The sequence below is a fragment of the Sporosarcina sp. ZBG7A genome (assembly GCF_000813425.1).
In the GTDB taxonomy this organism is placed as follows: Bacteria; Bacillota; Bacilli; order Bacillales_A; family Planococcaceae; genus Sporosarcina.
Window position 1 is genome coordinate 26,650 of sequence record NZ_JWIB01000001.1, and the last position, 14,434, is coordinate 41,083.

A 14,434-nucleotide genomic window follows, 5' to 3' on the forward strand; every position below is an offset into this window, starting at 1 on the left:
GGTTTTCAATTATTCCTTACGATAGGCTTCCAAGAACTCTTTTACCTTATCAGAATCAGCTACAAGCTCGTTTCCTGTGTCCACGAGTGGGCTAACAGTCGAATAAGCTTTTTTCTTGTTACCTTGATAATAGTTCAAAAACTCATCTTGATTGATGGAGAATAGTACAGCTTTACGTAAGTTTTCACTTTCTGAAACTTTTCGGCCGGCCGTGTTGAACTGCAAGTAAGTAACAGCGTTGCTGTCGCTCTTTTGTAGTAGCAAGTTATCGTCTGCTTCAACAAGGTCGTACTTCGTTTCCGGAACTCCATTAAAGAGGTGAATTTCACCGTTACGTAATGCCGACAGAGCACTATCAGAGTCATCGATGAAACGTACAGTTATGTTTGAAATCTTAGGTTCAAAATCACTTCCCGTACGATAGCCTGGATTTTTAACGAAGTCTGCTTGGTAATCGTTTTTCTTCACAAGTATATAAGGTCCACTTGCATACAGATGGTTGTTATAAGTTGCACCTTCAGTTACTGTGCGCTGATCTCCATATGGAATATCCTTATCTAAGTTGAAGGATGCAACATCATACGTATTGATACTCTTCACTTGTTTTTCTGAAACAATCCCTGCAGATTGATGGGCCAAGTAATTTAAAACTTGGGGGAATGGTTCAGTTGTTGTTACTTTAACCACTTGATAGTTTCCTTTACTATTGTCAGCTTTTGTTTTACTTTCAACGACTCCGGATAGTTTCGTATCAAGCCCATTTTCCAGTGTCTCTAAAATGGTTTCTTCGCTACCGGATTGTTTTGCATTCTTCAATTCTGTTAAATCGGTAACAATTTCAGCGCTTTTAATACGCTCGTGTAAGCTATACGTTCGGTGATCAGGCACAGAGTCTTTGTCTTTTGCACGTTCCAGTGAGAACACAACATCTTCTGCACCGACACGTTCTCCCGTGTCAATCGCTTTCTCATTGGAAATGGATGCAAAGTTAATGTCATCGCGAAGAATGAAGTAGTAGTCTGAATTTCCTTCAGCCATCGCATAGTTATAAGAAAGTGAACCATCTGATACGACCTCATCTTCATCTGTTAAGTTGACAAGTCGTACGTACATATTTGTGTTGAGTGTATTAATAGAACCATCATTCCCTTTAATGGGATCCAGCGAAGTCAAATCGCCTATTGCTTGTTGCGTCACTAGAGGTTCAGTTGTGCGTTTTGCAGCATCTTTAAAGTCAATGGTTTCCCATGCGATTGCACGTGACTTTGAAAGTCTTACGGTATCTGGATTTAACACTTCTTTGTTTACTCCTTGTGCTTTATAAGAGTTATAGAGAGGTGCGATGAATGCCTTTTCTGTAACGAGTTGTTGTTCAAGTTGCTTGTATGTTTTTGTATATTCGTCAGCGGTTTCCGAACTTGCTTGGTCGATTAATTCATCTACTATAGCGTCCTCCACAAGACTATTCGCGCCGTCAGTTTTAAATAACGCACGTACGGCATAGTCAGGATTACCTGTAACTGTCGTCCAGCTCGAAAGTGCAAGGTCGAAGTTTCCAGCATCTTTTTGTGCTGAAAAGGTTCCATAATCCGGTTGAATGTTCAGTTTGACGTCAAAACCATTTTTGATGAGCTGGTCACGCACAATATTTAAGTCTTCTTCGCCTGACCCCATTCCGAGGACTTCAATCTGCACTTTTTCATTCAAGCCACCCTTGCCGTCCTCTTCTTTACCTTCACTTTCGACCTCAGATTTAGTTTTGACACAGCCTGCAAGCACGAGAACGAGCAGTATGGTTAGTGTTAACAGTTTCTTTTTCATAGATGAATCCCTCCAAGTTTTTAGTTGTTAGTCGAGCTTAGGATCGAGCGCATCCCGCAATCCATCACCCAAGAAATTGAATGAGAGAACGAGCAATATAATTGCAAGTCCAGGGAAAATTGCGAGATACGAATTCGACTCAAGATACGTACTACCGACTTTCAAAATATTTCCCCATTCTGGAATATGAGGCTCGACTCCAAGTCCTAAGTAACTTAGACTACTTGTCGCGATGACTGCACCACCAATTGTTAAAGTGGATTTTACAATCATAGGAGCAAGTGAATTGGGTACAACTTGTTTAAACAGTATTGAAAAGTCTGATGCGCCTAATGCCTTTGCAGAATCGACGAAATCGTAGTTTGAAACCATAAGGACATTCGCTCGCATCGTACGTGCATATGTTGGAATGCCACCAACGCTTAGCGCAATAATCAGATTGACTGTATTGGCTCCAAATGCAGCAATAATGGCGATTGCAAGTAAGATACCAGGAATCGAATATAGGATATCGAGCAAGCGCATAATCCAGTTGTCGATGCGATTACTGTAATATCCAGCAATTGCACCAAGGAATCCTCCAATTAGGCCTGGAAGAATCGTAGATGCAAAGCCCACGAGCAATGAAATCCTGGCACCAAACACAATTCTTGAAAACACATCGCGTCCAAAGTTATCCGTCCCAAACGGATACACGAGACTGGGAGCTTGTAAAATAGCACTGTAGTTATTTTCTACAGCAAGTGCATAGTCGAACGTGAATCGGCTCGTGATAGAAATGGTAAGCATGAGTAGAATGAAAAACATGCCTAGGACCGCAGTAGAATTCCGAGTGATTTTCTCCCACATCACATTCCATTTCGACAGTCGGGAAGAATCGAAGCGTCTAGACTTCATGAATAGGCTCCAACCTAGAAGTAAAGCAAATAAGTTTCCTGTAACAGCTGTCGCCATTAAAACAACAGCAAGGACAGACATCCAACGCGGGGCTGAATACTCTCTCACGTAATGGACTGTCAGTATGAGCGCTACTAGGTGAAACAGAGCAATAAGAAGAAGGCTCCCCATAGCGATAAGAAACGTATCGCTGACATAAGGTTTAAATAGATTCACTGAGCTTATAGCGATGACAGCTAGTTGAGTCAGGAGCGTATACACCGCAAACGTGTATTCAGGAGTCTTTCTTTTATTAATTAAGTTAAAAGCGAAAGCAGCTGCAAAAATATTACCCGTCAGTAAACTTGCTAATTGGAAATAACCTAAACGTCTTGTTGTTTTGTGAATTTCCCCTGCATGAAGCAGATCCTTTTTTATCTTTCTAGTGATGAATAGCTGTAATATGGACGTTAACGTGTAGGCGCAGAACAGGGCGAATACAAACGGATTCAGCCCATCTGTTTTAGTTGGGAAACTGTTCCATAAAAAGATTGCAGCGAGTGCTAACGAGAGAATCCATGTGAAATTAGCTTGAGGATAATCTTTTGATATCACTAACGCATGTCGATTGTTTGAGGAATCTTTCATGCTTTCACCTACTTTACGATTGGTTTATCTTAGAGCGAATTCGTGGATCTAGGAATGCGTACAAAATATCAATTAGTAAATTGACTAACGAGATAGTAATTGCAATATAGACAACTCCGCCCATGATGGCGGGGATATCGGGAATGAATTGCTTATCAACGATGTAACTTCCAATGCCTCTAATATTGAAGACCTTTTCCGTTACGGCAGCACCTCCAAGCATGCCTCCAAACAATAGCCCGATGACGGTGATGACAGGAATCATAGCGTTTCCGACAGCGTGTTTCCATAACATCTGGCTCTTAGAAAGTCCTTTTGCTCGTGCTGTGATGATGTAGTCTTCGTGAATAATTTCAAGTAACGATGAGCGCATCATTCTCGCTATAGAAGCTGTAAGGGCTGTTCCAAGAACGACGACGGGCATAATCATGGATAGGTGATTACTAGGACTATACGTAGCTGGCAACCAATTGAGCTTAATCGAGAAATTTAGAATGAAGATAAGTCCTTGCCAAAAGTTCGGAATGGACAAGCCGATTAATGCAATGAACATGAACGAGTAATCCAGAAACGAATTTGGTCGAGTTGCAGAAAGAATGCCGACTGGAATTGCTATGACAACTGCCATAATGACCGAGAACAGTGCAATCGTTAACGTAACCGGGAATTTGTTGGCGATGCTCGTTGCGACATCTTCATTACCTGCAAATGAAGATCCTAAATCGAAGGTAGCAATACCTTTTAACGCATTCCATAGCTGTTGCCAATAGGAAAGGTCGAGACCGTGTAATTGGTTGAACGCTGTAATTTGTTCCTGTGTCGCCGATTCTCCAAGAATATTAGAGGCGGGATCGAATGGTGAGATATAGAGAATCGTAAATACCAAAATCGCGACTCCTATAATGACAAGCACACTTTGGATAAGTCTCTCTGCGATATAGGTTAGAAAAGGATTGCTGATTAGCAATAGGATTGCGTACATAAGAACCCCGGGAAGCAAGGTGTAAAGTAAAAAATGGCGGCGTTCTAAGAGGGATTGAAAGTAAACTGAATACGTAGTTCTCTGTATTCCACTCTGATTGAGATGATCATCAGTACGCCGTGTAATTTCTTCTTTCTTCCTTTCTTCTACTAGCTTTTCAGCTACTTCGTGTATTTCTTTATCACTAACATTCTCCTGAAAGAAGGTTCGTTTTCGAACTAGCTGATCTACATAATCAGAATGCCATTGATCAGACAATTGTTTGTCAGACAGTTCCACCCTTATGTCATTCAACACAGTATCGCGAGTTTGGTCTTTTTTTCTAATCAAGTAAATAAAATATATGACTAGATGAACAGGAAGCCCCGCCAGAACTAGCAGAACCTGAACTACTGTTTTTCCTTGAGCTTCTTTGTAAGACTTCTGAAGAAGTGAAGTAATAGTGTACGCCAAATTAATCCACCACCTTTTATATTGTTTAATTCCGATTGGTATACTAGACTATAAACAAGTAGTTATTGGTTGTCAATTCTATTCTTGAGATTCACCAATGATGACAAAAGGGGGAGGATTTCCTGTGGAACCCATATTAAAAGTGAAAGATCTACACGTTTCATTTACGATGAGGGATGAAGATTTCCATGCTGTTCGCGGTGTGAGTTTTGAGGTTAACAAAGGAGAAACCCTTGGTATTGTAGGAGAATCAGGCAGTGGAAAAAGCGTAACCGCACGTTCTATCATGCGTTTATTGCCCTCCCCACCTTCGTATATGAAAGAGGGGATTATTGAATTTCAAGGAGAAAATCTGAACTTGAAGACAGAGAAGGAAATGGAGAGTATTAGGGGAAATGGGATTGGGATGATCTTTCAAGATCCTATGACTTCTTTAAATCCGACTAAAAGAATAGGGAAACAAATATGCGAAAGTATTATGAAACATATGAACGTTTCCAAGAGAGAAGCAAAAAGAGAAACGATTGAACTTTTAAATTTGGTTGGTATTAAAGATAGTGAAGTTCGGTATAACCAATATCCTCATGAATTTTCCGGGGGGATGCGTCAACGGGTTATGATTGCAATTGCACTTGCTTGTAAGCCTGCATTGCTAATTGCAGATGAGCCTACGACTGCATTAGATGTAACCATTCAAGCGCAAATACTCGATCTCATGAAAAGTATTCAACAACGTTTTGGCACTTCTATTATATTGATCACTCACGATTTGGGAGTAGTAGCGGAAATGTGTGATCATGTCGTAGTTATGAAGAAAGGCGAAATTGTGGAGACCGGAACAACGTTAGAGGTGTTTGAAAGTCCAAAACATCCATACACTAAAAAGTTATTAAATGCACTACCCCGACTTGATGAAAAGAAAAAGGAGAAACGGGTATCTCAATTACCAGAAGGAATTGACAAGACGATTCCTCTTGTTCAAGTAACGTCTCTTAAGCAACACTTCGACAGTGGAAAAAAGGGATTGACTAAGGCGGTTGACGATATTAGTTTTCACATTCGGCCTGGTGAAACACTTGGCCTTGTGGGCGAATCAGGATCTGGGAAGTCTACAACGGGTCGTGCAATTTTAAGATTGGACGAACCGACGGATGGAGAAGTGTTATACCAAGGGATGGCCATCAACCGTTTTACTTCAAAAGAGATGAAGAGTATGAGAAAACATATGCAAATGATTTTCCAAGACCCATATTCCTCTTTGAATCCCCGCTTCAAAGTACTTGATATTATCGGGCAAGCACTAGATATTCATCGGATGAGTAAGAACAAAGCTGAGCACAAGAGAAGGGTTGAAGAGTTACTGATGATGGTTGGTTTGGAACCCGAGCATGCAATGCGTTATCCCCACGAATTTTCTGGGGGTCAGCGTCAAAGAATTGGAATTGCACGAGCTTTAGCTGTAGAGCCAGATTTCATCGTCTGTGATGAACCATTATCTGCACTTGATGTATCCATCCAAACACAAATCGTAAAACTTCTGGAGGATTTACAGCATAAGCTAGGACTTACTTATTTATTCATAGCCCACGACTTGTCCATGGTGAAGCACATCAGTGATCGGGTAGCGGTTATGTACGCAGGGAAGATTGTCGAGTTGGCAGAAAGCGAAGAGTTATATAATAACCCGTTGCATCCATATACAAAGTCCTTGTTAGCCGCTATTCCGATTCCAGACCCTAAAGTGGGAGCAAACAAACACCGACAACTCAACAAAAAGGATGAAGCAGATAGGAAGTTCAATGTGGAAAATACAAAACTGGTAGAAGTAATGGAAGGGCATTGGGTTGCTCAAGGAATAGAGTGACATCTAAAAAACAATAGTAAGACCAGTTAAGTGATGCATTACATGACAAAGCCTCATTCAGCCTAAGTATTAGGCTGAATGAGGCTTTTAATTTCATTAAATTTCTGTTTTCGTTTTACTAACAGTAAACACTCGATACACCGAAGGAATAAGCAACAATGTAATGACGGTCGCAAATAGTAATCCCGAAATGAGTACTGTTGCAAGGGGCGCTTGGTAGTTCCCTGAGACACCAGATGCGAGTGCAAGGGGCAACATACCGCCAACAGTAGTTAATGTTGTCATGAGGATGGGGCGTATTCGTTGTGTACCTGCTGCAACGAGTGCTTCTTCAACAGAACTTCCTTCTGAACGTAACTGATTTGTCCGATCAATGAGCAAAATTGCATTGTTCAAGACGATACCGATGAGCATGATGATTCCCATACCTGACAAGAGATTCAGTTCTCGTTGTGTGACGGCCAACCCGATAATGACACCGATTATTGCCATTGGGATGATGGACATGACGATGAAGGGGTGCCCTAAGTGATTAAACTGTACAGCCATGACAAAATACACGAGGAATAATGCAATGGCCAATACAACTATCATTTCCATCATCAAATCTTGTTGCTGCTCGATATCTCCGGCGACACCAACGGAATATCCGTTAGGCGCGTTGAAATCCTTCAAAACCTTTTGAATATCACGATTGATGGCTCCTAAATCCCGTCCTTCAATATCTGCAGATACTGTAATATAACGCTCACCATCTTTATGCATAATTTCGTTTGGAGTCTGAACCGTTTTTAAATCTAAGAAGGTGGACAATTTCTTTTCGCCATCCGTCGTCGGGACCTTTAAATGGAGCAAGTCTTCTGGAGTAGTTGTTTTTGAATCCCAACTTGCGATTAAAGGAACTGACTGATCCGCAACAGTGATTTGTCCGATAGGTGTAGAAACAAAGGTCTCTTCAAGGAATTGTTTCACTTGTAGCCTAGACAATCCCGCATCCTGGATTGCTTTCTCCTTCAATACAATGAGTTGCTCAGGTGAACCATGCTGTAGAGTATCCATAATTCCTACAATTCCTTCAACAGCATCAAGCTTTTGTTTAAACTCATTTGATAGGGTTTGTAAGGAGTCAAAGTCTTCTCCTTTAATAATCACTTGAACGGGGGATCCCGCCAAACCATCCATAGCGCTTTGAACACTATTGATTGGGGTAGAAGGCACCAATTCACGTATGCTTTTCAAAATTTCTTCATTAACTTCTTTTTGTCCTTTGTGAATTTTATCGCCTTTCGTCATATTAATGATTCCAACGAGTAAGCCATCTGTATCCAATAGATAATTAGATTCAACATCCTGAATGGCTTCCAGGCGTTCATTCACAGTAGCGATCACTTCTTCTTTTTCTTGCGCATCAATACCGGATTCCAGTTCAATTACGACTTCTGTATATCTGTTGAAAATGTCCGGCATCACGGTCATCGGGATTTTAGGTACGAAGAAGAGAGAGCCGACGAAGAGTGCAAAAAACAGAGCAATGACGAGAATACTGCGTTTCTTTTTTCGGACGATCCATGAAATGGTGGCACTGTACCTTTTCGTGATGAAACCTTCCTTTGATGTCGTATCCCTCTTTTTGAGTCGCAAAAACTTTTCGGATAAAGTCGGTATAACCGTAAAAGCGACAATGACGGAACTGATTAATGTAATGGCAACGACGATTGATAAGATAATCATGAGCCGACCAAGGTCGCCACCAATGAATCCGATAGGTAAGAACACTACGATTGTCGTCAACATGGATGCAAAAACGGCGCCAGCGACTTCCTTCGTTCCAGTAAGAACCGATTCCATATTTCCGAGTCCGAGCTCTCTCTGCCGGTAAATCGATTCCAGGATCACAATGGATGAATCGACCATCATTCCAATTCCTAATCCTAACCCAATAAGGGTCAACATATTGAGACTATAACCTAATAGGTGGACGGTTAAAAAAGTGAGAAGAACCGAAGTGGGGATGGATACCCCAATAATGAGTGTTGCACGAATGTTGCGCAGAAAAACCAGTAGAATTGCAATTGCAACAATACTTCCTATTAAAATATTGACCGAAACACCTGTAATCGACTCCTGAACAAAGTCTGCCTGAGCAACCATCTCATTTAAGGTGAAGCCTTCGATAAGACCCTCTTCCCGGATCTTTTCGACTTCTGCGCGAACTGCTTTTGCCATGTCGATTTGGTTTACATTAGCAGCGCGACTGATTTGTACGAACACTAAATCTTGCGTGCCATTTTTCCAAACGAATGATGAACCTTCAAGAGGTACTAAGGAAACCGTTGCAATGTCATCCAAAAGGATAGTTCCGGTGGATGTCGGAATTTCTAGTTGTTCAATGGACGCCACGCTATCCAACTTTGTATCCCATCTAACAGTTACTTGGTCTTTCCCGTCCGTCAATTCTCCGAGTGTCGCTTCTGAATTCGCCTCAGTTATCATGCCAATTACCTGAGAAATATCCAACTTGTGTTGGATCAGTTCATCGCGCTTAAACTGAATGGCTACTTCAGACTCAGGCATTCCTGACAAATTCACATCAGCGACTTCACTCAAGCCTTCAAGTCGCGGCTTTAAGACCTCTTTTGCGAAATCAGACATTGAGTTCATATCTCCGCCGGTCACATCCATATAGAACTCGTAGCCTTGGTTCACACCATACTGACTTGAAGAGATTTCTTTTATCTCAGGATGAGTGGCTTTTAGTTCAGTTACGACTTGATGGACTTCTTTGGATAATTCTTCTCCCTGTCCGCGGTCAAATGTGATCTGTAAAGTGCTATCTCCTCGTTGGGTTTTGGATTGAATTTCTTGTACGCCTTCAATTGCCTGGATCTTTTGTTCAAGTGGAGTGGTAATCGTCCGCTCTACGTCAATCGCAGATAATTCACCAGCGTCGACGTTGACATAAGCACCATCCATTCCGACAGATGGCATAATTTCCTTATCCAATTGAAGAACAGCGAGTCCTCCAAGAGCGATAATCAAAACAGATAGTAAACCCACTAATACTTTTTTTCTTACGATATATTCTAAAATACGCATCGCAAGACCTCCTTTTGCTTTTACTATCTAAACAATAGCATCGTTTTTTGAAATTTCAGACGTCTATAAGTCTGAATCTGTCTCAGCCTTTAGATGTAGAAGAGGCTCGACTCATCTCATTCTCAAGACTATTCTTTAGTGTCTTGAAACATTACTTTTCATGTATAAGCTGTTTTGCGCAGACGTAAAAAACTGCACGTCACCTTAGAAAATAAAGGACGTACAGTTTTTATTCGTAGTAAATAAACTACAATCAGTTCTCTATTACACCCCGATTGAGTAGATGTCGAATACTTAATGTCTTCTTCTATATATTATGCGGATTTTGTATTTGAATTTCTGTGTACAGGGAATTCAGTGGATATTCCAAACATCTCTCTTTTGTATCTCTTTGAATTAGTCTATAATTGGGAAGGTATATCATGTGTATTTATTAATCAATCCAATCGTATAGAGTTAAACAAGGAACAACTAGACAAAAAAGGTGCCGGTAAGTATTCTGTCATTTTTTTTGCAAATTCAGTGTGTAAGGATGGGTCAAATGAGCAACAGAGATACGAATACAGACGTTATTTTAATTGGCGCCGGCATTATGAGTGCCACGCTCGGAGCGATGCTGAAAGAGGTAGCTCCAGAGTGGAATATCACAGTGTTTGAAAAGCTTAACCGTGCAGGGGAAGAGAGTTCGAATGAATGGAATAATGCCGGTACAGGTCACGCAGCATTATGTGAACTGAACTATACAACGGAAAAGGCAGACGGTTCCATTGATATTAGCAAAGCGATTAAAATCAACGAACAGTTTCAAGTATCTAAGCAGTTCTGGTCATTTTTAGTAGAGAACGGAAGAATTCAAAATCCCGAAGACTTCATCCGTCCACTCCCACACATGAGTTATGTGCAAGGTAAGGACAACGTAACGTTTTTAAAGAAACGCTATGAAACGATGAAGCAAAATCCACTGTTTCAAGATATGGAGTACACAGAAGATCGTGAAACGTTAAAAGAATGGGTTCCTGTGATGATGGAAGACCGGACATCTACCGAGCCTATAGCGGTTTCTAAAATCGATGCTGGAACAGATGTTAACTTCGGCGCGCTCACAAATATGTTATTCGATCATCTACAACGTGAAAGTGTTGATATTCAATACCGACGTAGCGTAGAGGATTTGAAACGGAAGAGTGATGGGCGTTGGGAGCTGAAAGTTCGCAATTTGGTGAGCGGAGAAATCGAACGCCACACTGCGAAGTTTGTTTTCATCGGCGGTGGCGGCGGAAGCCTTCACTTGCTGCAAAAGTCAGGTATTCCTGAAGGTAAAGGAATCGGCGGCTTCCCGGTTAGCGGTCTGTTTTTAGTATGTAATAACCCGGAAGTTGCAGAAAAGCATTACGCGAAAGTATATGGGAAAGCTTCGGTCGGTGCACCTCCGATGTCAGTCCCTCACTTGGACACGCGTTATATTGACAACCAAAAGTCGTTGCTGTTCGGACCGTTTGCTGGCTTCTCACCGAAGTTTTTGAAAACCGGTTCGATGATGGACTTACTATCGTCTGTCAAACCCAACAACGTCGTCAATATGTTATCTGCAGGTATGAAAGAGATGTCGCTGACAAAGTATCTTGTACAACAGCTTATGCTTTCGAAAGAGCAGCAAGTTGAAGAGTTACGTGCATTCATCCCGAATGCTAAGGTCGATGAGTGGGATGTCGTCGTTGCGGGTCAGCGCGTACAAGTCATCAAAGAAACAGAGGCTGGCGGAAAAGGAACACTCCAATTCGGAACTGAATTGGTCAACGCAGCCGATGGCTCGATCGCTGCATTGCTAGGGGCATCTCCAGGAGCTTCAACAGCAGTTCACGTCATGATCAATCTCCTGAACACGTGTTTCCCAGAGCGCAAAAATGAATGGGAAGCAAAATTCAAAGAGATGATTCCTTCATACAGTGTAGCATTGGTAGAAAATCCAGAAATGCTTCATGATGTGAAAGAAGCAACTGCGAAGTCATTGAAACTTAACAATGCACTTCCGGTTGTAGAGATTGTTGAAACAGAAGAGCAAACTAAAATCGAAGAATAATCATAAGTGATCCAATAAAAAACTCTTGCAAGGTTTCTTCTAGAAGCCTCCTTGCAAGAGTTTTTTTCCTTTTTAGAAACACTGCATCTAGTGTTTTTTTAATTGCTGACAGGCTGTAGACGGGGAAAGTAAGATGTACAGAAAGAAGTATTGAAAGGGACTTATCTAAGAGGCATTTGCACGTTTGTATACGTTTGTATACAATTAGTGATATAGTTCATTTAACGTATTGGAAGGAGTGAGTGCTGTGAAAGAAGAATCATCTGCTGATTTTCATAAAGAGGGAAGACAACGAGGGGGACGTCATAGAGGAGGACATCATGGTGGTGCTAAGACATTTCGTCGCGGAAAAGCAATTGCGTTTGCTGAAATGCTGAAAAGGAAACGAGCAACGATTAAGCAACAATTGGATCAGCCAGAGTTTCAATCTATCCAGCAAGTACTTATCGGAGAACTGAAGGCAATTGACATGATGACGGACGAATTCATTCAGCTGTTTGAAATTCAAGAGGATGAAACGATGGTCATTGCTAAAGAAGATACAAGAGGGAGGAATTCAAGTGAAGTTGATTAATCACTACATTGACTCAGTATTTACTAAAGAGGATGCGTTGCTTGAAAATGTAATTACTTCTATACAAGAAAACGGAATGCCATCTATTTCAGTTTCCCCTTCGTCCGGCAAGCTTTTGACAATGCTTGTGTCTATTTCCGGTGCAAAACAAGTTCTGGAAATAGGAGCGTTAGGCGGCTATAGTGGCATCTGTCTTGCTAGGGGATTTGGTGATGAAGGCTCTTTAATGTCACTTGAAATAGAAGAAAGGTACGCAAACCTCGCGAATGAGAATTTATCCAAAGCAGGTTTTGGTCATCAAGTTTCTTACCGGACGGGTCCCGCCCTACACACGTTAGAAGAACTTATTAACGAACAAAAACGCTTTGACTTCTTCTTCATAGACGCGGACAAAGAAAACTACGAAAACTACTTGAACAGCTGCCTGGAATTAGCAGAACCAGGTGCATTGATTGTAATGGATAACGTACTTGCGGGTGGCAGTATTGCAGACCCAGATGCAAAACCAAAACGCTATACGGAATTCATGAAGCATTTCAATAAAACAGTAGCCAATCACCCTCAGCTGGAATCTCTTCTAATTCCAATTGGTGATGGGGTGACTGTTGCGAGAGTCATTGGGTAAACCCGCCTCAAATTATAGAAACTGAAAAGAGAAATTTATTCCTTCTGACTTCATCCAGGCGGTACGATCTCGTGAAACTTTACACTCTCCAGTTTTTCAGTTTCCGTTACATACGTCACTCGAACGACAACTCCGTATTCTCGTTTCCCTTCACGCAACCAGAGGCGGAACGTGGCAACAGTGGAGCCGTTATTCGCGGCGCTTCCCATATATAAGTAGTCAATAATACTGGCTTTCGGATACTCTGATTGGGTTTGCTTAATGGCTAGTCTCGACCACTTAGCATAGGCAGGAGCATCTTCCTGTACCACCTCAGCAATTGGTGCACGAGGTGAATAAGAGACGATGAAAAGTCCGATAGCAATCGCAATTTTAATCATCAAAACGCATCACTCCTTTTTGAGTAGGGTGCGTTTTTTTGTTTGTTTTATACTTTAGGAATAATGAAGTTCCCGGCAAACAAACCATGTTGCATAGTTGTTAGCAAGAAGTTACGAACGCTACTTTTTTCTTTTTTTGACTGTAGACCATAAGAGCAAGATTGAAGACGAATTGATTAAACACACCTAGTAAAATAAGTTTCATCACAACTAGGGGGAAATAGCATGAGTAAAATTCAAGAATTCAACGAACTTCATACATCGTCCGATCTCTTGTTCTTAGGAAACGCCTGGGATCTTCTATCGGCTTTACTTCTTGAGAAGGCGGGATTTAAAGCAATTGGGACTACAAGTTGGGGGATTGCAAATACGTTGGGATTTCCAGATGGAGAACGTATTCCCTTTGATAAACATTTAGCGATTATCCAAGCGATTACAGAAAATGTTAATGTCCCAGTCTCTGCAGATATTGAAGCAGGATATAGCGAAGCGGAGGATACCATTATTCAGCACGTATTACAGACGGCAAATGTAGGGGTAGCAGGCATTAATCTAGAGGATTCATTGAAAACAAAAAACGGTTTAAGAGAAATAAAAGATCACTGTCGACTTCTAACTAAAATGAGGATAGCACTCGATCAAAATGGTTTCAAAAACTTTTTTATTAATGCGAGAACAGATACTTATTTACAAAGTAATTTTGCCCTATCAGAGACGATTGAACGGGCAGCGGCGTACGTAGGAAGTGGAGCGAGTGGAATATTTGTGCCAGGTTTAGTAAATGAAGATGAAATCAAAGAAGTCTCAAGTACCGTAAAGGTGTCTTTGAATGTATTATCTGTACCCGGATTGACGAATTGTGAGAAACTGAAAGAAATCGGTGTAACACGATTTAGTTTCGGGAATGCGTTCTCAGACCAAGTCATTGCATCTATCGAAAAGAATGCAACGCAGTTAGTAAAAGGTATGGATACAGAATTGTTATATAAGCACTAATGCAAGAAGTGGGGGGATTCAAAAGTGATACAGAGTAAT

At 41.3% G+C, this 14,434-nt stretch carries 10 protein-coding genes; 5 read left to right on the top strand and 5 right to left on the bottom strand.

Features of this window, described 5'->3' with window-relative positions:
* Nucleotides 1-9: 9 nt before the first annotated feature.
* From RL70_RS00145 to RL70_RS00155, 3 genes are read right to left on the bottom strand one after another with little or no spacing between them, the layout of a single operon-like run.
* Nucleotides 10-1,821, bottom strand: coding sequence for an ABC transporter substrate-binding protein (locus RL70_RS00145; RefSeq protein ID WP_039041413.1), 1,812 nt, complete (start codon nucleotides 1,819-1,821; stop codon nucleotides 10-12).
* Nucleotides 1,822-1,848: 27 nt separating this feature from the next.
* Nucleotides 1,849-3,345 (bottom strand): ABC transporter permease, encoded by a 1,497-nt coding sequence (locus RL70_RS00150; protein WP_039041414.1) that lies wholly within the window; start codon nucleotides 3,343-3,345, stop codon nucleotides 1,849-1,851.
* 13 nt (nucleotides 3,346-3,358) lie between these two features.
* Nucleotides 3,359-4,780, bottom strand: a complete 1,422-nt coding sequence (locus RL70_RS00155) for an ABC transporter permease (protein WP_369795161.1) — start codon at nucleotides 4,778-4,780, stop codon at nucleotides 3,359-3,361.
* A gap of 124 nt (nucleotides 4,781-4,904) precedes the next feature.
* Between RL70_RS00155 and RL70_RS00160 the strand changes: the two genes are divergently transcribed.
* Complete coding sequence (locus RL70_RS00160) at nucleotides 4,905-6,644, top strand: ABC transporter ATP-binding protein (protein ID WP_039041416.1); 1,740 nt, start codon at nucleotides 4,905-4,907, stop codon at nucleotides 6,642-6,644.
* Between the two features lie 96 nt (nucleotides 6,645-6,740).
* On the opposite strand, the gene RL70_RS00165 is transcribed toward RL70_RS00160, so the two are convergent.
* Nucleotides 6,741-9,740: an efflux RND transporter permease subunit gene (locus tag RL70_RS00165; RefSeq protein ID WP_156137858.1), complete on the bottom strand. Its 3,000-nt coding sequence runs from the start codon at nucleotides 9,738-9,740 to the stop codon at nucleotides 6,741-6,743.
* Between the two features lie 541 nt (nucleotides 9,741-10,281).
* On the opposite strand from RL70_RS00165, the gene RL70_RS00170 reads away from it, so the two are divergent.
* The 3 genes from RL70_RS00170 (at nucleotide 10,282) to RL70_RS00180 (ending at nucleotide 13,019) form a co-directional block, all read left to right on the top strand.
* Nucleotides 10,282-11,820, top strand: coding sequence for a malate:quinone oxidoreductase (locus RL70_RS00170; protein ID WP_052245692.1), 1,539 nt, complete (start codon nucleotides 10,282-10,284; stop codon nucleotides 11,818-11,820).
* Between the two features lie 247 nt (nucleotides 11,821-12,067).
* Complete coding sequence (locus RL70_RS00175; protein ID WP_039041417.1) at nucleotides 12,068-12,394, top strand: hypothetical protein; 327 nt, start codon at nucleotides 12,068-12,070, stop codon at nucleotides 12,392-12,394.
* Nucleotides 12,381-13,019, top strand: coding sequence for an O-methyltransferase (locus RL70_RS00180; protein WP_039041418.1), 639 nt, complete (start codon nucleotides 12,381-12,383; stop codon nucleotides 13,017-13,019). Before RL70_RS00175 ends, RL70_RS00180 begins: the two co-directional genes overlap by 14 nt.
* Before the next feature lie 50 nt (nucleotides 13,020-13,069).
* On the opposite strand, the gene RL70_RS00185 is transcribed toward RL70_RS00180, so the two are convergent.
* Nucleotides 13,070-13,399, bottom strand: coding sequence for a DUF3889 domain-containing protein (locus tag RL70_RS00185; protein WP_039041457.1), 330 nt, complete (start codon nucleotides 13,397-13,399; stop codon nucleotides 13,070-13,072).
* 225 nt (nucleotides 13,400-13,624) lie between these two features.
* On the opposite strand from RL70_RS00185, the gene RL70_RS00190 reads away from it, so the two are divergent.
* Nucleotides 13,625-14,395: an isocitrate lyase/phosphoenolpyruvate mutase family protein gene (locus RL70_RS00190; protein ID WP_039041419.1), complete on the top strand. Its 771-nt coding sequence runs from the start codon at nucleotides 13,625-13,627 to the stop codon at nucleotides 14,393-14,395.
* Nucleotides 14,396-14,434: the final 39 nt, after the last annotated feature.

What these genes read in the sequence shown, in the direction of transcription:
- RL70_RS00145 (WP_039041413.1), bottom strand. Translation starts at nt 1,821, where the DNA reads ATGAAAAAGAAACTGTTAACACTAACCATACTGCTCGTTCTCGTGCTT.
- RL70_RS00150 (WP_039041414.1), bottom strand. Translation starts at nt 3,345, where the DNA reads ATGAAAGATTCCTCAAACAATCGACATGCGTTAGTGATATCAAAAGAT.
- RL70_RS00190 (WP_039041419.1), top strand. Translation starts at nt 13,625, where the DNA reads ATGAGTAAAATTCAAGAATTCAACGAACTTCATACATCGTCCGATCTC.
- RL70_RS00170 (WP_052245692.1), top strand. Translation starts at nt 10,282, where the DNA reads ATGAGCAACAGAGATACGAATACAGACGTTATTTTAATTGGCGCCGGC.
- RL70_RS00185 (WP_039041457.1), bottom strand. Translation starts at nt 13,399, where the DNA reads ATGATTAAAATTGCGATTGCTATCGGACTTTTCATCGTCTCTTATTCA.
- RL70_RS00165 (WP_156137858.1), bottom strand. Translation starts at nt 9,740, where the DNA reads ATGCGTATTTTAGAATATATCGTAAGAAAAAAAGTATTAGTGGGTTTA.